At 35.2% G+C, this 20,682-nt stretch carries 23 protein-coding genes, 1 pseudogene and 1 riboswitch; of the genes and pseudogenes, 13 read left to right on the plus strand and 11 right to left on the minus strand.

The genetic code is table 11. From position 1 onward, the window contains the following. Nucleotides 1–15 precede the first annotated feature (15 nt). The 4 genes from JFT95_RS26085 to proC all read right to left on the minus strand — a co-directional run bounded on the left by JFT95_RS26085 (nucleotide 16) and on the right by proC (nucleotide 5,830). Nucleotides 16–1,656: a peptide ABC transporter substrate-binding protein gene (locus tag JFT95_RS26085; RefSeq protein WP_061674533.1), complete on the minus strand. Its 1,641-nt coding sequence runs from the start codon at nucleotides 1,654–1,656 to the stop codon at nucleotides 16–18. Nucleotides 1,657–2,162: 506 nt separating this feature from the next. Beyond that, on the minus strand, nucleotides 2,163–3,803 hold the full coding sequence (locus JFT95_RS26090) for a peptide ABC transporter substrate-binding protein (RefSeq protein ID WP_201053538.1): 1,641 nt from the start codon (nucleotides 3,801–3,803) through the stop codon (nucleotides 2,163–2,165). A 135-nt stretch (nucleotides 3,804–3,938) separates the two neighbouring features. After that, nucleotides 3,939–4,043: riboswitch (SAM riboswitch) on the minus strand. Nucleotides 4,044–4,191: 148 nt separating this feature from the next. After that, nucleotides 4,192–5,025, minus strand: coding sequence for an aldo/keto reductase (locus tag JFT95_RS26095; protein ID WP_201053539.1), 834 nt, complete (start codon nucleotides 5,023–5,025; stop codon nucleotides 4,192–4,194). A gap of 1 nt (nucleotide 5,026) precedes the next feature. Beyond that, a complete protein-coding gene (proC, locus tag JFT95_RS26100) occupies nucleotides 5,027–5,830 on the minus strand; it encodes a pyrroline-5-carboxylate reductase (RefSeq protein ID WP_002091431.1) in 804 nt (267 codons plus the stop codon). A gap of 196 nt (nucleotides 5,831–6,026) precedes the next feature. On the opposite strand from proC, the gene pnuC reads away from it, so the two are divergent. Beyond that, a complete protein-coding gene (gene pnuC, locus JFT95_RS26105; RefSeq protein ID WP_002091429.1) occupies nucleotides 6,027–6,677 on the plus strand; it encodes a nicotinamide riboside transporter PnuC in 651 nt (216 codons plus the stop codon). A gap of 67 nt (nucleotides 6,678–6,744) precedes the next feature. Here the strand turns inward: pnuC and JFT95_RS26110 are convergent, their stop codons facing one another. The 3 genes from JFT95_RS26110 to modA all read right to left on the minus strand — a co-directional run bounded on the left by JFT95_RS26110 (nucleotide 6,745) and on the right by modA (nucleotide 9,371). Beyond that, a complete protein-coding gene (locus JFT95_RS26110) occupies nucleotides 6,745–7,596 on the minus strand; it encodes a GRP family sugar transporter (RefSeq protein ID WP_002009926.1) in 852 nt (283 codons plus the stop codon). Nucleotides 7,597–7,893: 297 nt separating this feature from the next. Then, a complete protein-coding gene (gene modB, locus JFT95_RS26115; RefSeq protein ID WP_002029397.1) occupies nucleotides 7,894–8,568 on the minus strand; it encodes a molybdate ABC transporter permease subunit in 675 nt (224 codons plus the stop codon). Nucleotides 8,569–8,573: 5 nt separating this feature from the next. Further along, on the minus strand, nucleotides 8,574–9,371 hold the full coding sequence (gene modA / locus JFT95_RS26120) for a molybdate ABC transporter substrate-binding protein (protein ID WP_002140142.1): 798 nt from the start codon (nucleotides 9,369–9,371) through the stop codon (nucleotides 8,574–8,576). 131 nt (nucleotides 9,372–9,502) lie between these two features. Between modA and JFT95_RS26125 the strand changes: the two genes are divergently transcribed. Next, a complete protein-coding gene (locus JFT95_RS26125) occupies nucleotides 9,503–10,450 on the plus strand; it encodes a helix-turn-helix transcriptional regulator (protein WP_088038182.1) in 948 nt (315 codons plus the stop codon). A 65-nt stretch (nucleotides 10,451–10,515) separates the two neighbouring features. Here the strand turns inward: JFT95_RS26125 and JFT95_RS26130 are convergent. Both JFT95_RS26130 and JFT95_RS26135 read right to left on the minus strand, forming a co-directional pair. After that, a pseudogene (locus tag JFT95_RS26130) lies at nucleotides 10,516–10,596 on the minus strand (DUF3948 family protein); the annotation flags it as partial. 427 nt (nucleotides 10,597–11,023) lie between these two features. After that, complete coding sequence (locus JFT95_RS26135) at nucleotides 11,024–11,890, minus strand: LysR family transcriptional regulator (RefSeq protein ID WP_201053540.1); 867 nt, start codon at nucleotides 11,888–11,890, stop codon at nucleotides 11,024–11,026. Nucleotides 11,891–12,017: 127 nt separating this feature from the next. Here JFT95_RS26135 and JFT95_RS26140 point away from each other — a divergent pair, with 127 nt between their 5' ends. From JFT95_RS26140 to JFT95_RS26160, 5 genes are all read left to right on the plus strand, one after another. Next, nucleotides 12,018–12,986 (plus strand): DMT family transporter, encoded by a 969-nt coding sequence (locus JFT95_RS26140; protein ID WP_061689439.1) that lies wholly within the window; start codon nucleotides 12,018–12,020, stop codon nucleotides 12,984–12,986. A gap of 21 nt (nucleotides 12,987–13,007) precedes the next feature. Then, nucleotides 13,008–13,148, plus strand: coding sequence for a YrzO family protein (locus tag JFT95_RS26145; RefSeq protein ID WP_002063481.1), 141 nt, complete (start codon nucleotides 13,008–13,010; stop codon nucleotides 13,146–13,148). Nucleotides 13,149–13,236: 88 nt separating this feature from the next. After that, complete coding sequence (locus JFT95_RS26150; protein ID WP_002135468.1) at nucleotides 13,237–13,533, plus strand: transposase; 297 nt, start codon at nucleotides 13,237–13,239, stop codon at nucleotides 13,531–13,533. A gap of 8 nt (nucleotides 13,534–13,541) precedes the next feature. Beyond that, on the plus strand, nucleotides 13,542–13,904 hold the full coding sequence (locus tag JFT95_RS26155) for an IS3 family transposase (RefSeq protein WP_201052560.1): 363 nt from the start codon (nucleotides 13,542–13,544) through the stop codon (nucleotides 13,902–13,904). After that, the gene (locus tag JFT95_RS26160; RefSeq protein ID WP_201052561.1) at nucleotides 13,901–14,422 is read left to right on the plus strand and encodes an IS3 family transposase; all 522 of its coding nucleotides are present in this window, start codon (nucleotides 13,901–13,903) and stop codon (nucleotides 14,420–14,422) included. Before JFT95_RS26155 ends, JFT95_RS26160 begins: the two co-directional genes overlap by 4 nt. A gap of 98 nt (nucleotides 14,423–14,520) precedes the next feature. Here the strand turns inward: JFT95_RS26160 and JFT95_RS26165 are convergent, their stop codons facing one another. Next, nucleotides 14,521–14,616 (minus strand): DUF3948 family protein, encoded by a 96-nt coding sequence (locus tag JFT95_RS26165; protein ID WP_002124767.1) that lies wholly within the window; start codon nucleotides 14,614–14,616, stop codon nucleotides 14,521–14,523. A 336-nt stretch (nucleotides 14,617–14,952) separates the two neighbouring features. Between JFT95_RS26165 and JFT95_RS26170 the strand changes: the two genes are divergently transcribed. Then, nucleotides 14,953–15,558 carry a lysophospholipid acyltransferase family protein gene (locus JFT95_RS26170; RefSeq protein WP_002091412.1) on the plus strand — a complete coding sequence of 202 codons (606 nt, stop codon included), beginning with the start codon at nucleotides 14,953–14,955 and terminating at the stop codon, nucleotides 15,556–15,558. 165 nt (nucleotides 15,559–15,723) lie between these two features. Here the strand turns inward: JFT95_RS26170 and JFT95_RS26175 are convergent, their stop codons facing one another. Continuing rightward, nucleotides 15,724–15,816: a DUF3948 family protein gene (locus JFT95_RS26175; RefSeq protein WP_012260201.1), complete on the minus strand. Its 93-nt coding sequence runs from the start codon at nucleotides 15,814–15,816 to the stop codon at nucleotides 15,724–15,726. A gap of 305 nt (nucleotides 15,817–16,121) precedes the next feature. Here JFT95_RS26175 and JFT95_RS26180 point away from each other — a divergent pair, with 305 nt between their 5' ends. From JFT95_RS26180 to JFT95_RS26200, 5 genes are all read left to right on the plus strand, one after another. Beyond that, entirely contained in the window at nucleotides 16,122–17,099 is a 978-nt protein-coding gene (locus tag JFT95_RS26180; RefSeq protein WP_201053541.1) for a LacI family DNA-binding transcriptional regulator, read from the plus strand. A gap of 160 nt (nucleotides 17,100–17,259) precedes the next feature. Further along, nucleotides 17,260–17,589, plus strand: a complete 330-nt coding sequence (locus tag JFT95_RS26185; protein WP_002139893.1) for a PH domain-containing protein — start codon at nucleotides 17,260–17,262, stop codon at nucleotides 17,587–17,589. A 117-nt stretch (nucleotides 17,590–17,706) separates the two neighbouring features. Then, nucleotides 17,707–18,543, plus strand: a complete 837-nt coding sequence (locus JFT95_RS26190) for a YitT family protein (protein WP_002009911.1) — start codon at nucleotides 17,707–17,709, stop codon at nucleotides 18,541–18,543. Nucleotides 18,544–18,792: 249 nt separating this feature from the next. Further along, complete coding sequence (locus JFT95_RS26195; protein ID WP_002029403.1) at nucleotides 18,793–19,149, plus strand: YxeA family protein; 357 nt, start codon at nucleotides 18,793–18,795, stop codon at nucleotides 19,147–19,149. 745 nt (nucleotides 19,150–19,894) lie between these two features. Continuing rightward, nucleotides 19,895–20,665: a TatD family hydrolase gene (locus tag JFT95_RS26200; RefSeq protein WP_201053542.1), complete on the plus strand. Its 771-nt coding sequence runs from the start codon at nucleotides 19,895–19,897 to the stop codon at nucleotides 20,663–20,665. The last annotated feature ends 17 nt before the right edge of the window (nucleotides 20,666–20,682 follow it).

Raw genomic sequence — 20,682 nt, forward strand, 5'->3', positions numbered from 1 at the left:
TTTTACTAGTGTTTATTATTTTGCAACTTCTGTCCACTTGTAGTTAAATTCACCGCCGAAGTCAGTTGTTACAAGTCCTTTAATGAAAGAGCGTTGTAAGTAAGAGCGACCTTGTTGGTATAAAGGAGCGACAGCACCATCTTGTAATAAGATTTTTTCAGCTTGCTTCATTGCTTCCCAGCGACCTTTTTCATCACCAGCTAAATCAGTTTTTACTTTACGAATAAGCTCGTCGTACTCTTTGTTAGAGTATTTATCGAAGTTATAAGCACTATCTGTTGTGAATAGATCTAAGAATGTAATAGGATCCGCGAAGTCAGGGCCCCAGCCATCGATTCCAATTTCGTAATCACCACTTAATAGTAGTTTTAACTGTTGTTTACGTGGTTGAGGTTTTAAATTCACTGTTAATCCATCTAGATTCTTTTCTAATTCACCTTTTAAATATTCACCAGTTTTCTTAGCTAAAGCATTATCACTTGTTAATAGTTCAATTGTTACTTTGTCAGTACCAAGTTCTTGTTTCGCTTTTTTCCAGTTTTCTTTTGCAGATTTCACATCATCTTTGACTAGATTTCCATTCTCTTTACGGAAGTCATTACCGTCTGGACTTTTTGCGAATTTCGCAGGAACCATTCCTTCTGCTGGGATTGCACCGTTATTTAAAATTGTTTCTACGTACGCTTTTTTATTCATTGCTTCGTTAATAGCGAGGCGTGCATGTTGATTTTTTAATACTGCATTTTTCTGATTTAGTCGTAAGAATTGGATACCGACTTCAGCGCGTTCCTTGAAGTTGGAATCGTTCTTATACTTATCAACAAACTCCGCAGTTAAAGCAACACGATCAATTTGTCCTGAATCATATAAGTTAACTTCTGTAGATTTATCTTTAACGACATTGAAGTTGATTTCTTCTAGTTTTACAGTTTTAGCATCCCAATAGTTAGGGTTCTTCTTCAATTGGAAGCTTTGTTCATGTTTCCAGTTATCTAATGTGAAAGCACCATTGTAAATTAAATGATTTGTTTCTAAACCGTATTTATCGCCTTGAGATTTTAAATACTCTTCATTGATTGGTAAGAATGTTGCAAATGTCGTTAAGCTTAAGAAGTAGGGAACAGGGCGGTCCAGTTGTACTTCTAAAGTTTTATCGTCAAGAGCTTTAACGCCTAATTGATCGATTGCTACTTCTTTTTGGTTTATTTGTTTCGCATTTTTTATATCAAAGAATAAGAATGCATATTCAGCTGCTGTTTCAGGGTTTACGGCACGTTGCCAAGCGAAGACAAAGTCTTTTGCTGTAACAGGAGTACCGTTTGACCATTTTGAATCACGAAGATGGAAAGTATACTTTGTTTTATCCGGACTAATGTCAACCGATTCAGCAACACCAGGGATCGGTTTATTATCTTCTCCTATTGCATACAAACCTTCAAAAACATTTCTCATTACGTTCATGGATTCCCCATCCGTCGCCTTTGCAACATCCATTGTTGGAATTTCTGAAGCAAATGATAAGTTGATCGCTTGTTTATCAGGTGCTTTATCGTTCGCTTTTGCTCCGCCTGCATTATCTTTATTTCCCCCGCAAGCAGTTAGTAGTAGACTTGCCCCTAAAACAGATGCAACAACAGGTACAACTTTTTTCTTCATTGTTCTTTCCTCCCTAAATGTGTTGTTCGTAACGTCATAATGTCCATGTCTTGAAGTGTAGCTATAGAAGGAGAGAAAACCTATTATAAATATGTGTATATAGGTAATCAGGTGTTCTATATGTATATACATGTTGAACTATAATCTATCGTTATATGTTTCAACTTAGTAGACATTACATTTTGATGGTAAAATATTTTGTTTCTTTGATTATTTAGAATATTAACACTGGAAAGAACTATATGTCAATAATAAAAAGTGGAGTGTTAATTTTTTTGGAATAATATATTGAAAAAGCAGATTTCCTCATAGTAGGGAATCTGCTTTTAATATACTTTGCTAAAAAAACAATGGGTGTGGGTGGGAACACAATGATCTAAGTTGCATTTTATCCCGCATTAACGGGCAGTAAGATCCTCACCTCAAAATTCAGTGAAAGCAAAGAAGTTAGGGGGGATCAACTGCCCGTAAAAGCCCGATTGGTGAGGGCTGATTAAAGTTTCACTTTATTTTTCAATTTTTGCCCATTTGAAGTTTAATTGACCTGCAAAGTCTACTTGCACAATGCCTTTCACATAAGAACGCTCTAAATAAGATTCTCCTTTTTGGTAAAGAGGAGCGATAACAGAGTCCTTAAATAAGATTTTTTCTGATGCTAGTAACGCTTCCCAGCGAGCTTTTTCATCACCAGCCAAAGTAGTTTTAACTTTTTCAATTGTGTCATCAAACTCTTTATTAGAGTAATGATCTAAATTGTAAGGGTTATTCGTCGTAAATAGTTCAAGGAATGTAATTGGATCAGCAAAGTCAGGGCTCCAACCGTCAATTCCAATCTCGTAGTCACCTTTTAATAAGAGTGAAACTTGTTGTTTACGTGGTTGCGGTTTTATATTTACCGTTAAGCCATCTAAATTCTTTTCTAGTTGTCCTTTTAGAAACTCACCAGTTTTCTTCTCAAGGTCACCATCACTTGTTAATAATTCTAATGTTATCTTTTCAGAACCAAGTTCTTTTTTTGCTTTCTTCCATAATTCTTGTGCAGATGTTGTATCAACTTTTGTTAAATCGCCGTTTGCAGTACGGAAGTCTTTTCCATCAGGACCTTTTGCAAAGTTTTTCGGCACGAGACTAAAGGTTGGTGTAGAGCCATCATTTAATAACGTATTTACAAAAGATTTTCGATCAATTGTTTGATCGATTGCTTGGCGTGCAGAAACGTTTTGAAGTACTTTGTTTTGCTGATTCATACGTAAAAACTGTACCCCTACGTTCGGACGTTCTTTAAAGTTAGCATCCTTTTTATATTTATCAACGAAGTCAGATGTTAGTTTTATACGGTCTAATTGTTTGGATTCGAATAAATTTACTTCTGTTGATTTCTCTTTCACAACGTTGAAATTGATTTCTTCGAGTTTGACATTATCTTTATCCCAATAGGTAGGGTTTTTCTTAAATTTAAAGCTTTGTTCATGCTTCCAATCGCTTAGTGTAAAAGCTCCGTTGTACAAGGTTTTGTTATCTTCTAAAGCGTACTTATCACCTTGTGCTTTAAAGAATTCCTCGTTGATTGGTAGAAATGTTGGGAACGCCGTTAAGCTAATAAAATACGGAACAGGGCGCTCTAATTCTACTTCAAACGTATGGTCATCAACTGCTTTTATACCAAGTTGATCGGATGGGAGTTCTTTGCTATTAATTTTTTTAGCATTTTTAATATCCAGGAATAAAAAAGCATATTCAGAAGCTGTTGCTGGATCGACAGCTCTTTGCCAAGCGAAGACAAAATCTTTCGCTGTTACAGGTGTGCCGTTCGACCATTTTGAATCTCGTAAATGGAATGTGTATTTCGTTTTATCAGCACTTACTTCATGAGATTTCGCAACGCCAGGAACAGGTTTATTACCTTCACCAAGATTGTATAAACCTTCAAATACGTTTCTCATTACTTGACCAGAATCAGTATCTGTAGCACGAGCCGTATCCATTGTTCGAATCTCAGTAGGTGAAGATAAGTTTAAAACTTGCTTACTAGGTGCCTCATCTTTTGCATTTGCTCCGCTCGCTTCGTTTTTATAACTACCGCAACCAGATAATAAAATACTTACTCCTACAACTGATGCAATACCGGGTACAAACTTCTTTTTCATTTGATTTTCCTCCTAAATAGTTAATAAGATTGGATGATGATGAGGGAAATGAAAAACAAAAAATCCCTCTTTTCGTATTGAGAAAGAGGGATTTTTACGTACAAGTTATGCACCCGTATATAAACGAAGTCCCTCATTCTATCTTTCAAGCACAAAGCTTGCAGGAAGTGGCACAGTATTCAAAATGAACCTGCTGCCGAGGTTTCAAAGGGCCAGTCCCTCCACCTCTCTTGATACAATGAGAATAAATTTTATTAATTTTTGTGTTTCTTTGATAATTCAAAATCTTACACCTTAGATAATGAAGTGTCAATCAAACGGAATATAGTTCAAATTTTCAGTTTTATTAAAAATAAAAAAACCACTGCATATGGCAGTGGTTTCCCTACTAGAAGTTAAAGTTATCTGGATCTGGACCAACGCGATGATTTTCATTTAAAGCTTGAATTGCTTTCATATCATCCGAGCTTAATTCAAAGTCAAAGATGTTTGCATTTTCAATAATGCGGTGTTCTTTAATAGACTTAGGGATTGTTACAACTTCATTTTGTAGATCCCAACGTAAAATAACTTGTGCAGTCGATTTATTATATTTCGTAGCGATTTCTTGTAATGTTGGGTGATTAAGTAGCTGCCCCTGCATTAATGGTGACCAAGCTTCAAGCTGGATGTTATGTTCTTTACAGAAGGCATGTAATTCTTCTTGTGCTAAACGTGGGTGGTATTCCACTTGGTTAACCATTGGTTTAATTTCTGCAATTTCAAATACGTCTTGCAAATGGTGAATTTGGAAATTACTCACACCGATAGCACGAACACGACCATCTTTATAAAGCTGCTCTAAAGCTTTCCATGATTCAGTGTATTTTCCTTTTACAGGCCAATGTACTAAATATAGATCTAAATATTCTAGACCTAATTTTTCTAATGTAGTTTCAAATGCTTGTAGTGTTGACTCGTAACCTTGATCACTATTCCACACTTTTGAAGTGATGAATAACTCTTCACGAGGAATACCAGATTCTTGAATTGCCTGTCCAACGCCTTCTTCGTTTTTATATATCGCAGCAGTATCGATACTACGGTATCCATTTTTTATAGCTGCTTTTACAGAATCAATTACTTCTGTACCATCTTCAACTTTAAAAACACCCAAGCCGAACCAAGGCATTTTCACGCCGTTATGTAATGTTGTATAGTCGTTTAAACTTGTTAAAGTCATATTAATTCCCCCTAGCTTTTTTATTGGTCGCTTCAACTGCTTGTTGAATGACTTCTGAAAAATTATTTTCATATAGAACTTTTAAGCCTTCAGCCGTTGAACCTCCTGGTGTTGTTACTTGTTCGCGGAGCATAGCTGGATCCTGATTTTGCTGGAGCATAGCGGCAGAGCCAGCAATCATTTGAATGACAAGGTGTTTTGCTGTTTCCTCATCAATACCATAGCTTTTCGTTGCTTCAATTAAACCTTCAGCAAAGTGATAGAGAAAAGCGGGTGCACTACCAGTAACTGCGGTAAGTTGGTGAACTTCCTCTTCGGTACAAAACTGTGAGGTACCGATACCTTTTAAAAGAAGTTGTAACGTTTCTTGATGTGTTTCATCTACAGAATGTCCCGTCGTATATAAGGAGATAGACTTTCCTATCCCAGCAGCTGTATTTGGCATAATCCAAGCAACAGGTGTCCCTTGGGGAAGTCTTTCTTCTAGATAAGATGGTCCGATTCCGGCAGCAACTGTCACGACAAATTGATTAGTTAGAAGAGGGGATAGATCCGCTAATAGCTGTTCATGTGCGACAGGCGGCATTGCTAAAACGATTGTATCTACAGATTTAATATGCTGTTTCCAATCTGTTGTAATCGATAGATCATATTGAGTTTGTAATTGCGTTAGTTTTTCTATGTTACTTCGGTTGGAAACAATAATTTCTTCGATGTATTCTTTACTTGTTGTAAGTAGTCCAGCAAATATAGCTTCTGCCATACGACCGGCACCAATAAATAAAATTCGATGTTTATTAGGCATATCCTTTATTCCTTTCTGATGAGAATATGTTATAAAAAACGATAACATTTTTAAGAGAATTTTGTAAAAAGAAACGGCTTATCGTAAGTGGAATAGATGAGTGGGGAGTTTTACAGGAGAAAATTTATAGTAAGTATAAGAGTTATTTCTTATACTGTTGATAGGGAGTTTATTACATATCTGGGGAGAGATAAATATGGTTAGAAGTCCACTTTTTTTACTCATTTCTAGTATTATTTGCATATTAGTTGGGTTCTATATCCGATCAAGTTATATTGAAATTTTCGCATCGGTTATGGGGATTATTAATGTTTGGTTACTTGCAAGGGAAAAGGTATCAAACTTTTTATTTGGGATGATTACAGTTGCGGTATTTCTGTATATTTTCACTACACAAGGCTTATACGCAATGGCAGTATTAGCAGCCTTCCAATTTATATTTAATGTGTACGGTTGGTATTACTGGATTGCGCGTAGTGGGGAGGAGAAGGTAAAACCGACAGTCCGCTTAGATTTGAAAGGATGGATTATTTATATACTTTTTATTTTAGTTGCTTGGATTGGTTGGGGATATTATCAAGTCCGTTATTTAGAATCGACAAGTCCATATTTAGATGCTTTAAACGCTGTATTAGGATTAGTAGCTCAATTTATGCTGAGCCGAAAAATCTTAGAAAATTGGCATTTATGGATTTTGTATAACATAGTTAGCATTGTGATTTATATTTCAACGGGATTATACGTCATGTTAGTATTAGCTATTATTAATCTATTTTTATGTATCGATGGCTTGCTAGAATGGAAGAAAAACCATAAAGAGCGAGAACGTGTAAATAATTATATTTAGAAAGTAATTGTAATCAAAAAACCCCCTGAAGCATATACGTTTCAGGGGGTTTAAATATAGTGTGAATTTATGCTTTTGTCATACCAAGCAATACAGCGCCGCCGATAATTAAAACACTACCTAGAGCAATAAAGATCAATTGACGTTTTGTTTTCTTTTCACCTAAGAAGACAATCGCACCGAATGTTGAGATAACGATTCCAGTTTGAGATAATGGGAAGCTTGTCGCTACTCCGACACGTGGTAATGAAAGAAGTAAGAATAAGTTTCCTGTTCCCCAAAGTAAACCAGATACAGCATTACGAATTGCATATTTGTTAAATGGTTTATGTTTAGACGTCAGTACAACCGCACCAACGAACATACCAACTGCCTGTGGTAAAATAGCAGACCAACCATCAATGTTATACCAACGAATAATAATTACATATACAAGATAACCGAAAGTAGAAACAATTAAAGTAAGAAGTCCCTTTTTCAATTGTCCTGGTGGCTGTGCATTTTCTTTATCATCTAGTGATGTGAATACTACACCAACTACGATTAATAGGATTGCAATCGTTCCCAGAACAATCGTTGTAGTAGTAGTCCACTCACGAAAAGCGATAACTCCAAAGATAGAAGTTGCAACAAGTTGCATACCAGTAGAAATAGTTACAGTAGTTGAAACACCTAGTTTTTCAACTGTTTTTAATTGGTTTACTTGTCCTAAAGCCCAGAATAAACCTGAAATAAAGCCAACAATCAAGACTGTCATTGTTAAAGTTGGTTGAGTAAATACATACATAGTTGTTGCGAAGAATAGAGCACCGATTGTCATACCTACCGTTTGGCTATATGCACCACCGCCCATTTTTACGCTTACTAATAAGATGTTTCCCCATGCGATTGCAGGAAGAAGCGCTAATAAAATGTCCATTACAAGACTCCCTTCGGTTTTCTATACCAATATAATTACATATCGTTCTAACGATCGGTAATGCCCCACTAATAGAGTAGAAGATTACCGATCGCTAAAACAGGATGAAGAATTTACGATATAAATGCGTTTTCATTTCTTCATTTTTTGAAACACTTTCATATAATAACAGGAAATTACCTATTTTAGAAAGTGAATTCAAATAAAATGTATATTTAAATAAGGGGAAAAATTCAGTTATTAATCAAATCATTTTATTTTTCGGGAAATAAAAAGCAACTTTTGTCGAAAGTTGCTTTAAGAAGTAGTAATTCTTCTATTAATGAGTTGAATGCATAGTAAGAATAGAAGGGACATACTAATCGTTATGATTACAAGCGTCCAAGCTAGTTGCATATTACTCGCATCAATAGCCATATAAATCGCCGTTGGAATCGTCTGAGTTTTGCCAGGTATATTTCCTGCAAACATTAAAGTTGCACCAAATTCACCGAGTGCGCGAACAAAGCTTAAAATCATACCGCTAAGTAGTGCGGGGAATGCAAGTGGGAGTGTAACATGTAGAAAAACTTGATATTCACTTGCACCAAGATCGCGCGCGCCATCTTCAATTTGTACATTTGCGATAGAAAATCCTGTTTTTGCTGATTGGTACATGAGCGGAAATGCAACGACTGTAGAAGCAATGATAGCAGCAGTAGATGTAAACATAATGGACTGCTGAAATAATGATTCAATCCACTTTCCAATGGGACTGTTATTTCCAAAAATGATAATTAGAAAAAAGCCGATAACAGTTGGTGGAAGCACCATTGGTAATAAGAAAATAGTTTCTAGTAGTACTTTATATCGCCACGAGGAGCGCGCTAATGCTCGTCCAATAATCGTTCCTAAGATCGTAACGATTATTGTGGCGCACGCAGCTACTCGCAAGGATAGAAAGACAGGTGACAAAATTGCATCAAAGCTCATAGCGATTATGGCAGGATTGTAAATCCATATTTCTTAAAGATAGATTGTGCATCTTTTGATTGTAAATACTCATAGAATGAAGTCGCCTCTTTCTTATGCTTAGATTCCTTTATAACACCTAAAGGATAGTGGATTGGCTCATGAGAATTAGCTGCTACCGCTTCTACAATTTTTACCTTGTCTGAAACGAGAGCGTCTGTTTTATATACAATACCAGCATCAACATTACCTGTTTCTACATATGTTAACACTTGGCGAACATCTTTTGTAAATACGATTTTATTTTGAACGTCATTCCAAAGATTTTCATATGTGAGAGAAGCTTTTGCATATTTTCCTGCAGGTACAGATTCGGGTGTACCAAGTGCGATTTTCTTGATTTTCTCATCCTTTAAATCTTGAAGTTTTGTAAGAGCACTATCTTTTGGAATGACTAGAACTAGTTCATTTCCAAGAAGGTTTTTCCCTTCTTTTTCATTAATAAATCCTTTTTTAACAAGAGTTTGGAATTTATCCTCTGCTGCAGAGAAGAATAAATCAGCAGGTGCACCTTGCTCAATTTGTTGTTGAAGTGCACCAGAAGCACCGAAGTTAAAAGAAAGTTGAATAGTTGGTTCTTTCTCTTTATATTGCTTTTCAATTTCTTTTAATGCATCTTGTAAACTTGCAGCAGCTGATATAGTCAGCTCCACTGATTCTCCCTCTTTAGCAGCTGACTTTTCTTCACTTGAACAAGCTACACTGAATATAAGAAGAAAAGAAAGTATAAGTACCCCAATGGATCGTAAAGTAAATTTGTTCATAAAAAATCTCCCTTCGTTTACTAAATTAATTATAACTAATTATAACTAATTATAACTAGTTATAATTAGTTATAATTTGAACGATATAGTTGTTTTTAAAAACTAGGAGAAATATTCTTTTCTTTGTTACAATGAGGGAAGAAAGTGAGGAATCGTCTATGGATCATCATTCCTACACAACGGAAGAAGTAGCAAAGCGATTAAAAGTATCAAAATTAACTGTATACGACCTAATTAAAAAAGGAGAACTTCCTTCTTATAGGGTTGGTAGACAAATGCGCATTGATGCAGCTGATTTAGAACAATATATAAAGCAAATGAAAACAGGGAAGGTACAATTTACTCCTGTAAAGAAGGACGAAATTAGTAGTTCGAATACACGTATCATTAGTGGTCAAGAACTAACGTTAGATATGTTGGCAAAGCATATAGAAAATCGATTGCCAAATTCTAATATATTGAGAGCGTATCAAGGTAGTTTAACGAGTTTAGTGAAGATGTACCAAGGAGAAGGAAGCGTCGTTAGTTTACACTTATTTGATGGTGAAACGGGTACATATAATGTTCCTTACGTAAAACGTATTTTAGTTGGACAACCATATATTATGATGAATTTATTAGCAAGAAATGTTGGGTTTTATGTGCAAAAAGGGAATCCACAAAATATAAAAACATGGGCTGATTTAGCTCAGTCATCTATACGATTTGTAAATCGAGAAAAAGGTTCTGGTATTAGAGTGTTAGTGGATGAGCAATTGCGAATTCAAAAATTAAGTAAAGAAGATATTAACGGGTATGAATGGGAAGAATCGAATCACCTTGGCGTTGCCTCGCAAGTCGCGAATGGAAAAGCTGATATTGGGGTAGGATCAGAAAAGTTTTCCCAAATTGTGAACGTAGACTTTATTCCAATAATGAAAGAACAGTATGATTTAGTACTTCTGAAGAATAAAGAAAATGATGAACTTATTGAGGTTATAAAAGGAATTTTGCAATCTGAAGAGTTTCACAATGAATTAAAAGCAATTGGTGGATATGATATAAGCAAAACAGGCCAAATTATATATGAAACAAACTAAAAAGCTGCTTGTCTATAAGACGAGCAGCCTTTTCTATATATAAAGGGGTTGGGGGAAACAAAGTGTTAAATAAGACTTTGAGCAAGTGCATAAATGAATGCAGTAAGAAGAGTAGCTCCACTTGCAAGTCCGATAAAGTGAAACTTTAATCAGTGAGGGCGGGGTATCCCTCGCTGATTATTAGCCCTCACCAATCGGGCTTTTACGGGCAGTTGATCCCAAACCTAACTTCTTTGATTTCGCTGAATTTTGAAGTGGGAGTCTTACTGCCCGTTAATGCGGGATAAAGTCTGATTTGTTGAAAGTAATGTTGTTCATTATAATCTCTCCTTATTTGTTTAATGTAGTTGCGACTGCTTTTGCATCGACAAGTGCGGATAGCACCATGCCCATTGTATTGAAAAATTTGTTTGATTTCATTTTGTTCATCATGCGTATCCGCTCCTTTTCGAATTGTTGTTGCTCTGCTTTCTGTCTTAATTATATGAAATATAGCAGCCTGCAACTATCGAATTGGCTTACGTAAGACTTACACTTTTGTAAGAAAAAAAGACATTCGTGTAAGAATGTCCTTCAAAGCATATTGATATGATGGTGCTCTTTAATTGTTTTTAAAAAGCTGCGCATCGAATTGGTCATGTAACTATCTTTACGGCGTATGAAAACAGTTGAAATACTGCCGTATTTCTCCGGAATTGGATGGCAGTGGACTTTACCTGCTGTAGAAAGGTGCTGCACCGCAGACTGGGGGACGAGTGTAATCCCAAGACCGAGCGCTACGCTATTTAATATAGTTTCTAATATGTTAAATTCCATAATTCTTTTTGGTAGCAAACCTTCATCTTTAAGCCATCGTTCAAGTTTGGAACGGTATCCACATCCTTGATTAAAAACGAGTAGGGGCGTCGTAGTGAATTCTTCTATATGAAAAGCTTTATTTTGTGTAACAAGCATTAATTTCTCAGTACTAACATCGTATTGTTCAATTAGTGGATGTTTAATAGGACCTGATATAAAGGCGCCATCTAATTGATGATCAAGTACTTCTCTAATAAGTTCTTCCGTTAGACCGGCTTGTAATGATAAATCGACATTTGGATAGCTTTTATAGTAAGAAGACAAGATGGTAGGTAATGTACTGACTGTTTCGACTGTACCGATTTTTAATATACCAGATGGTGTTTCACTATCTAAAAACACTTGTTTTAGCTCTTCAACATCTTGCAAAATTTTATGAACGTAAACGAGCATTTTTCTTCCTTCAGCTGTTAAAGTCATGCCTCGCTTATGACGGTAAAAGAGAGGTGTTTTCAGCTCGCTTTCTAATTGTTTAATACGTGCGGTTACATTTGATTGTACGTAATTTAATTCCTTTGCTGCGCCGCTTACACTACCGCGGTCGGCAACGCTCTGGAAGATTTGTAAGTCTCGTAATTCCATTTTATGCTCCTCCTTGATGTTAACTATCATTATAAATGATAGTTAACATCATTTTGAATCATTTTACGTGATATATTTTTTCTTTTACAATTCTCTTTGTGCAAATAGAAAGAAGCGGGGGATTGTGGTGAGAAAAGGTCAAATGATAATAGGTGCTTTGGCATGTTTAATTGCAAGTATGTCATGGGGAGCGATGTTTCCGGTTGCTGATCATGCTCTAGAATACATAGATCCATTTTATTTTTCGTTTATTCGTTATGGTGCGGTAGCAATTGTATTGATTGTATTATTGCTAATGAAAGAAGGAAAGAAGGCATTTCGCTTAGAAGGAAGAGGGAAGTTACTCGTCTTTTTTGGAACAATGGCTTTTACCGTATATAATGTATTAATTTTTCTAGGACAAATGTTAATGGGAAAATCAGGTGTAATGGTAGCTTCTATTATGGAGGCGCTTATGCCAATGATTTCAATTTGTATTTTATGGGGATATAAAAATATAAAGCCGAAGAAATATATGATAACGAGCATGATTATTGCGTTTGTAGGGGCTGTATTTGTTATTACGAAAGGTGATATGAGTTTCTTTTTAACATTGAAAGATAACATGTTTTCACTAGTATTTATATTTGTTGGTGTTGTAGGATGGGTTATTTATACGATGGGTGGTCAAACGTGTAGCGATTGGTCAACATTACGTTATTCAACATTAACTTGTATATTTGGGACAGCAGTTACAGGAATTATAACTATAATCATTACGTCACTTGGATATGTATCTGTTCCAAGTATGGAAACGATTTCTATTGTGAAGTATGATTTGTTATTTATGATGACATTACCAGGTATTGTAGCGCTACTTGCTTGGAACTACGGTGTGAAAATCTTATCATCCATTAATGGTATTTTATTTATTAACTTTGTGCCAATTACTACTTTAGTTATTATGATGATGCAAGGATATAAAATAACGACATTTGATGTATTAGGAACATTATTTGTTATTGCAGCGCTTATTCGTAATAATGTTTGTCAGAGAAAAGAAGAAAATATAAATAAACAAATTTTGCAAGAAAAGCAATTGCGTCAAGCTGTTTAATAGGCAACTGGAGGATTTTATATGTTAGAAAGTTTATTGTTTTTCTTTGCTGCTGGAGTTGCCTGCGAGCTTGCAGCAATTAATCGAAACGGTCGTAAAAATATAAAACAACAAGCTGAACTGATACAGCTTTTAAAAGACTTGAAGGAAAGAAAAAATTAAAAAGACGACCGGGCATTGATATGATCCCCTTATAGTAGACAGGAAAAAGAAAGCACATTAACCTGTTTACTATGGAGGGGATTTTTTCATGGGAAAAATTAGAGTCACTTACGATGTAGAATTTAAGAAACAAGCTATAGATTTATACTTAAAAGAAGGCATGAGCTATAAAACCATTGCGAAAGAATTAGGTATTCATCACTCGGTTGTAAGTCGTTGGGTGAAACACTTTGAAGCTGAAGGAATCAAAGGACTAGAAGAAAAACGCGGTAAAGCGAAAGGACCAGGTTTAGGTAGACCAAGGGTTAGACCCGAAGATCCTGAAGCTAAGATCAGACGATTAGAAGCGGAAAATGAAATGTTAAAAAAGCTCTTAGGGATGTAAAAGGAGGAATGAAAGTCGTATCCAAAATAAAAAAATTCGAAGTCATCCATGAAATGACAAAAACAGGTTATACAGTGACCATTCTATGCGATATTGCTGGTGTAACCAGAAGTGGATACTACAAATGGCTAAAACGGCATACGACGCCTTCTAAAAAACAATCAGAGGATATCGAAATTAAGAAAAAGATATTGGAGTGTCATAAAAAATTAAGAGGAATTTATGGATATAGAAGAATACAAGTGTGGCTGAAAGCCACATATAACCTTCATTTGAACCATAAGCACATCCAAAGATTGATGAGTGAACTAGGTATCAAAGCCGTAATTAGGAAAAAACGACCTTATTACGGAAAAAAGAAGCTTATGTGATTTCAGAGAACCATCTAAATAGGGAGTTTCAGGCTTCAAAACCGAATGAGAAATGGGTAACCGATATTACCTATTTGATTTTCAATGGACAGCGCTTGTACTTATCCGCTATTAAGGATTTATACAATAATGAAATTGTTGCCTATGAAACCAGTCGTAGAAACGACTTAAAGCTTGTGTTAGATACGCTTAAAAAGGCAAAGAAAAAACGAAATGTGAAGGGAATCCTCTTACATAGTGATCAAGGATCCCAGTATACATCTCGTCAATATAATCAATTACTTAAAAAATATCAGATGAAGGCAAGTATGTCTCGAAGAGGCAACTGTTGGGATAATGCTTGTATGGAAAACTTCTTCAGTCACTTTAAGGCAGAGTGTTTTCATTTATACTCCTTCCGTAAAGCGAATGAGGTCAAACTTGCCGTGCGTAAATATATGCACTTTTATAATCATCAAAGATTTCAAAAGAAATTAAATAACCTGAGTCCATATAAATATAGAACTCAGGTTGCTTAGTTGCGCTTTTTAAATACTGTCTACTTGACAGGGGTCACTGCACATAGACGGTCGTCTTTTTAATTATTATTTATATAAAGGGGAAAGGGGACACAAAGTTATATAAGCGTAGCAGCGTAAATGAAAGCAGTAAGAAGAATCGAGCCGCTAGCTAGTCCTAAAAAATCTAATTTATTAAAAGTCATGTTATTCATTATAAATTCTCCTTACTTGTTTAATATAGAAGCAACAGCTTTTGCATCGATAAGAGCGGAGAATACCATGCACATTGTATTTAAGAAATTGTTCGTATTCATTTTGTTCATCATATAGATCCGCTCCTTTTCAAATGGTTGTTGTTACTTTCTGACTTAATTGTATAAGATAGTGGAGGGAACCACTATCGAATTAGCTTACAAGAAAATTACACTTTTGTAAGAATTGAAATTTAACAATAAATACTTATTTTTATTACCAACTCCTAAAACTTAGTGTTATAATCGTTGTAAGAAAATAATTATACTTCGGATATTCAGAAAGGAACGAAACAAATGTATAAACCAATTACATTTTCGTTGAAATATATATTTAAAATGGCTGGGAAGGTAGAAGTACAAGGGAGAGAGAAATTACCGGAAGATGGCCCTTACGTTGTTGCGTGTACACATACAAGTTTTATGGATGTTTTAATGTTAGCGGCAGGAATGTACCCAACCCAAATTCATTACATGGCAAAAAAAGAATTGTTTGAAGGGAAATTTAAAAATTGGTTTTTTAAAAATGTAAATGCATTCCCTGTAGACCGTGCGAATCCAGGGCCAAGCACATTAAAAATCCCATCACGTTTATTAAAAGAAGGAAAAGTAGTAGGGATTTTCCCGAGTGGGACGAGGTCATCAGAAGACGTTTCACTAAAGGCTGGGGCTGTTACGATTGCAATGCGTTCTAACGTTCCGTTAATACCGGCAGCTTATGTTGGTCCATCAAGTATAAAAGAATTGATAAAAGGAAAAAAAGCGCGATTAGTTTTTGGAGACCCAATTCAAATCGATGCTGAAGAACAAATAGACCGAAAAACGGCTATGAAAATGATGACAGATGAATTAAATGCAAAGTTTGAAGAACTAAAGGAAGTTTTGCAGCCAAATCAAAAATAAGAAAAGACGATCGTGCATAGACGGTCGTCTTTTCTATTATTAGTTGAACCAATCGGGCTTTTACAGGCAGTTGATCTCCCGCCTAACTTCCTCGCATTCGCCGAATTCTGAGGTGGGAGTCTTACTGCCCGTTAAAGCGGGATAAAGGGGAAAGGGGACACGAAGTTATAGTGTAGCAGCGTAAATGAAAGCAGTAAGAAGAACCGTGCCGCTAGCTAGTCCTAAAAAATCTAATTTATTAAAAGTGATGTTGTTCATAATGTATTCTCCTTACTTGTTTAATGTAGAAGCAACAGCTTTTGCATCGATAAGAGCGGAAAATACCAAGCTCATTGTATTTAAGAAATTGTTCATTTTCATTTTGTTCATCATATAGATCCGCTCCTTTTCAAATGGTTGTTGCCCTGTTTCTGACTTAATTATATGAAATGTTGCGGAGAGTCACTATCGAATTAGCTTACAGGGAAATTACACTTTTGTAAGAAAAACGAATGAAAGTGTCATGATGAGAAGATTTGACATATGTTCATGTGATTCATTAAGTTAAAAGTAGAGGTGAGTGTATGGCTAATATTAAAGATATTGCAAAGATGGCTGGGGTTTCAGTTACAACTGTTTCGAGGGTATTAAATGATCATCCATATGTAAGTGAAGAAAAAAGGAAAGTTGTTTTAGAAATAGTTGAGAAATTGAATTACTCGCAAAATGCAAATGCTGTTCATTTATCAAAAGGGAAGACGAATATTGTTGGCGTGATTTTACCTTATATTAATCATCCGTCTTTTGATGCGATGGTGGGTGGAATGATGGAAGTTGCGTTAGCTCACAACTATCGAGTGCTTCTTTGTCAAACGAACTACAATAAAAAAGAAGAAATGAAAAGTTTACATATGTTGAAAACAAAGCAACTAGACGGTCTTATCATTTGTTCTCGTGCTAATGAGTGGGAAACTATAGAGCCTTATGCAGCGTATGGGGCGGTTATTGCTTGTGAGGATAATGATATTGAAAGCATATCGAGTGTATATACAGATCATTTTAATGCCTTTCAATTAGGGATGAGTTACCTTATTGAAAAAGGTTATAAGAAGATTGGATATTGTACGGGAAGAAAGTTAGGGCCAAGTAGTAAGAAACGTTTTGATGCTTATAAACAACAGCTACAATTAATAGGTGAAGAAGTGATGGAAGATCGGATTTTCACAGAATGCTTTACGTTAGAAGATGGTGTAAGAGTTGCACATCAATTCAAGGAGATGGAGAATCCTCCTGAAGCATTAATAGTGGCAGGAGATGAGGTCGCTATTGGGATCATGACAGAAGTTAAAAAATTAGGTATTGAAGTTCCTGAGGATTTAGCGATTATTGGTTTTGATAATCAACCGATTTCTCAAGTTTTACAACTGACAACCATTGACCAAAATTTAAAGGGAATAGGTAAGACGGCTTTTGAAATGTTTTATAGGCAAGTAAGTGGTGAGAGTTCTAAACAAGAAAAGATGGAAATTCCATATAAACTTGTAGAACGCTCGACGGTTTAGTATTTATCCGTTATGTGTATAATCACATAACGGATTATTTTTTGAAATGTCTTTGACAGGAAACGCGTTTCATACTTTATAAAAGAGTTACACCGGTCTGTAATAATCCATGGATTCTTTTCAAGTGTTAAAACAATGAATAGAATTTGGAGGGATATGCATGAATGAGCTTTTATTAAGTATGAAAAAATATGTAGAGGATGACGAAAAGATTTTAGCGTTTGTCGTAGGGATATTTGAAAAGGATGACTTTACTTTATGTTATCAACATGGGATTTTTGTTGCCACTACTAGACGTCTTCTATTTTACGGGAAATTTCCGTGCTATCCTGCGATATTTGAAGAGTATTCGTATTTGCATATAGATGACATAGATTTCCGTCCATATTTCGAATGTACTTGTAATCGTGAAACCATTAGAGCTAAGTATATTCAGAGTGGGAATGTGGAGCGCTTTGTCCGTACAGTTAGAGCGAATATGAATAATTAATCACCCCTTTGTTTAAACATAATATCTTGGTCTTTGTGAGGGGAAATGCGGAATAAAAACAACTTCTAAACCTCTAGGAGATAGTGATACAATGTCAAATGGGGGGAGGTATGAACTATGGTTAATCAACGTATAAAGGAAATAACACTAATTACAATTGGTTCATTATTATTCGCAATTGGTATTAATTACTTTGCAATTCCAAACCGTTTATCAGAGGGTGGAATTATTGGTTTAACAGTTGTTACGTACTATTTATTTGATTGGTCACCGGGAATTGTGAATTTTGGTTTGAATGCAATTTTATTAGCTGTAGGTTATAAATTTTTTGATAAGAAAACGATGGTTTACACAATTATAGGTATTGTGGAAACATCTTTGTTTTTATATGTTACAGAACATATCGAATATCAAGTAAATAGTGATACGTTACTAGCAGCTTTATTTGCTGGTGTATTTGTAGGTATCGGATTAGGCTGTATGTTCAAAGCTGGAGGTACATCAGGAGGATCGGCAATTTTAGCTCGACTAGCAAATCAATATTTAGGTTGGAGCGTTGGTAAAGGCGTACTTATTATTGATATCGTTGTAATTGCTGGCTCTGTATTTATAATAGGACAAGAAAAGGCAATGTATACACTTGTAGCTGTATTTGTCGGAGCGAAAGTGATTGATTTCATCGTGGAAGGTATGGATACAAAAACAGCTGTTACGATTATTTCGAATCAACCAGACTTAATTCGAGAGACTATTACGAAAAACATGACGCGCGGTGTCACTGTATTAGAAGGACGCGGCGGATATACTGGTAAAAATAAAGAAGTTTTATATATCGTTATTAATAAACAAGAGCTTGTTAAGTTAAAGCAAGTTATTAGTAGAGTTGATGAAGATGCCTTCGTTGTCATTCACGATGTGCGTGATGTACTTGGTGGTGGCTTTAAAGCAAGCTAAAAGGTGAACGAGAAAATTCGTTCATCTTTTTTTATCCCGCATTAACGGGCAGTAGAATTACCACCTCAAAATTCAGCTGGAGCAAAGAAGTTAGGTGGGAGATCAACTGCCCGTAAACCCCCACTGATTAAAGTTTCACTTTATTCTTACAAAAATGTAAGGGTAATGTAATGGGATTGAATGGTAGATTAAATTCCTGCTCTTTAGAATGGATGTATAAGTATCCTGCAGAGGAGGAAGATCAGTATTATGAAGAAAAAAATAATTACTACTGTAATAGCTATGGTAGTGATAGTAGTAGTATTACTACCTACGAAACTTGGACCAGTTATTGATAAATATAATCCGCTTTATACGACGAAAGAATACTATACAATTGTGGATGCGATTGGTCAGCATGTCGGTGATGAATGGTATGAATATGAATTTATTGCATTTGATGAACGTGGAAGAGAACAAAAAATAAAGAAGACTGTTAAGCATATGTTAAAGAGAGATGAAGCATTAAAGGTGTACGCAAAAGGACGCTACGGCGAGGCAATTGAAGAAATTGAAGCTGTAAATATTCCTATTAATGCGAAGAGTAAACTTTTAACGATGAGATAGCGAATTATACCCCCGCCTATTTTTTGTCGAAAATAAAAATACTAGGTAGGGGTATTTTAGGTTCGTGAAAAAGCCTTAGTCCATATGGACTAAGGCTTTTCTTATTATATAAAGGGGAAGGGGGTACGTTGTAGTAGCATGAGTGAAAGGTATAAGAAGAGTCGGCTACTAGCAATGTAATTTGGTTATGTGAGTGTTCTTCTTATTTGGCTTACTTTCTAACTTTATTGTACGAAATATAGGTAAGGGAAACTATCGAATTACATTACACATAGCTTACAAACATGTAAGCCTTCTGTAATGTAATTCGATGGTTAAAATATAGTAAATTTCATATAGTGTAACTAGAAAGTCTCACTGTATCACTTTCTGTTTGTAATGTTAATGAAGAATGAAAAACCAACTAATTTTTAATAGCCCTCATCTCTATTTAGATGAGGCTCTTTTTCAAACCTTACAACATTGTAAGGTTTACGTAAGTTAATTCGATAGTAAATTTGTCATATTTTTTGCATAATAGATACAAATAGATAAAAAATAATTAGGGATATATTAAGAAGGGAGAAAACTGGGATGCGTAAAGAAGAAGTAGTGAAGTTTCCAATTAAAGATTTCTGTAGCTACTTTACTGTTGCCGTAGTATGTATTGGATTATTTGATATAATAACAAATTTAATTGTTAACTAATATAGATGATAAAACAAGAAGGAAGACCCTTTCTTGTTTTTTTTATGGGGGCATAAAGATGAAATTGATTGATAGTCATATACATGTTGATCAATATGAGAATGAAGAGAAAAGTAGATTATTTATAGATGTGGAAAACAGTAAAGAGATACAAGGGCTTATTGCAGTATCTATGAATTATCAATCATGTCTAGAAACTTTATCTTTAGCAAAGCGATATCCTTTTGTACATCCAGCAATAGGTTTTCATCCGGAGCAGCCGATTCATAAAGAGGAATGTGAGCAAATTTATAAATTAATTGAAGATCATGTAGAGGAAATCGTTGCGATTGGTGAAGTGGGCTTGCCATATTATTTAAGGAAAGAAGATGAAAATATTGCTATTGATCCATACATAGCGGTGTTAAAAAAGTTTGTGGAACTAGCTAGTAAATACGATTTACCAATTATATTGCATGCGGTTTATGAAGATACTGACACTGTATGTGGTTTACTTGAAGAATATAAAGTTTCGCGTGCACACTTTCATTGGTTTAAAGGAAGTGAAGAGACAATGAAACGGATGATGAGGAACGGTTATTATATTTCTATCACACCGGATGTTTTACATAAGGAGACAATTAGAAAAATAGTTTCGTATTATCCGCTTGAATATATGATGGTAGAAACAGATGGGCCGTGGGAATTTCAGAAGGATACGATGACACATCCTTATATGATAAAAGATGTATTACAAGAAATCAGTATAATAAAAAAAATATCAGTAGAGAAAGTTACTGAGCAAATATATGCGAATACGGTGCGATTTTATAAAGTTAGTGAGTCATAAAAAAACACCAAGCATCT

The sequence above is a fragment of the Bacillus sp. TH17 genome (genome assembly GCF_016651125.1).
Taxonomy (GTDB): Bacteria; Bacillota; Bacilli; order Bacillales; family Bacillaceae_G; genus Bacillus_A; species Bacillus_A mycoides.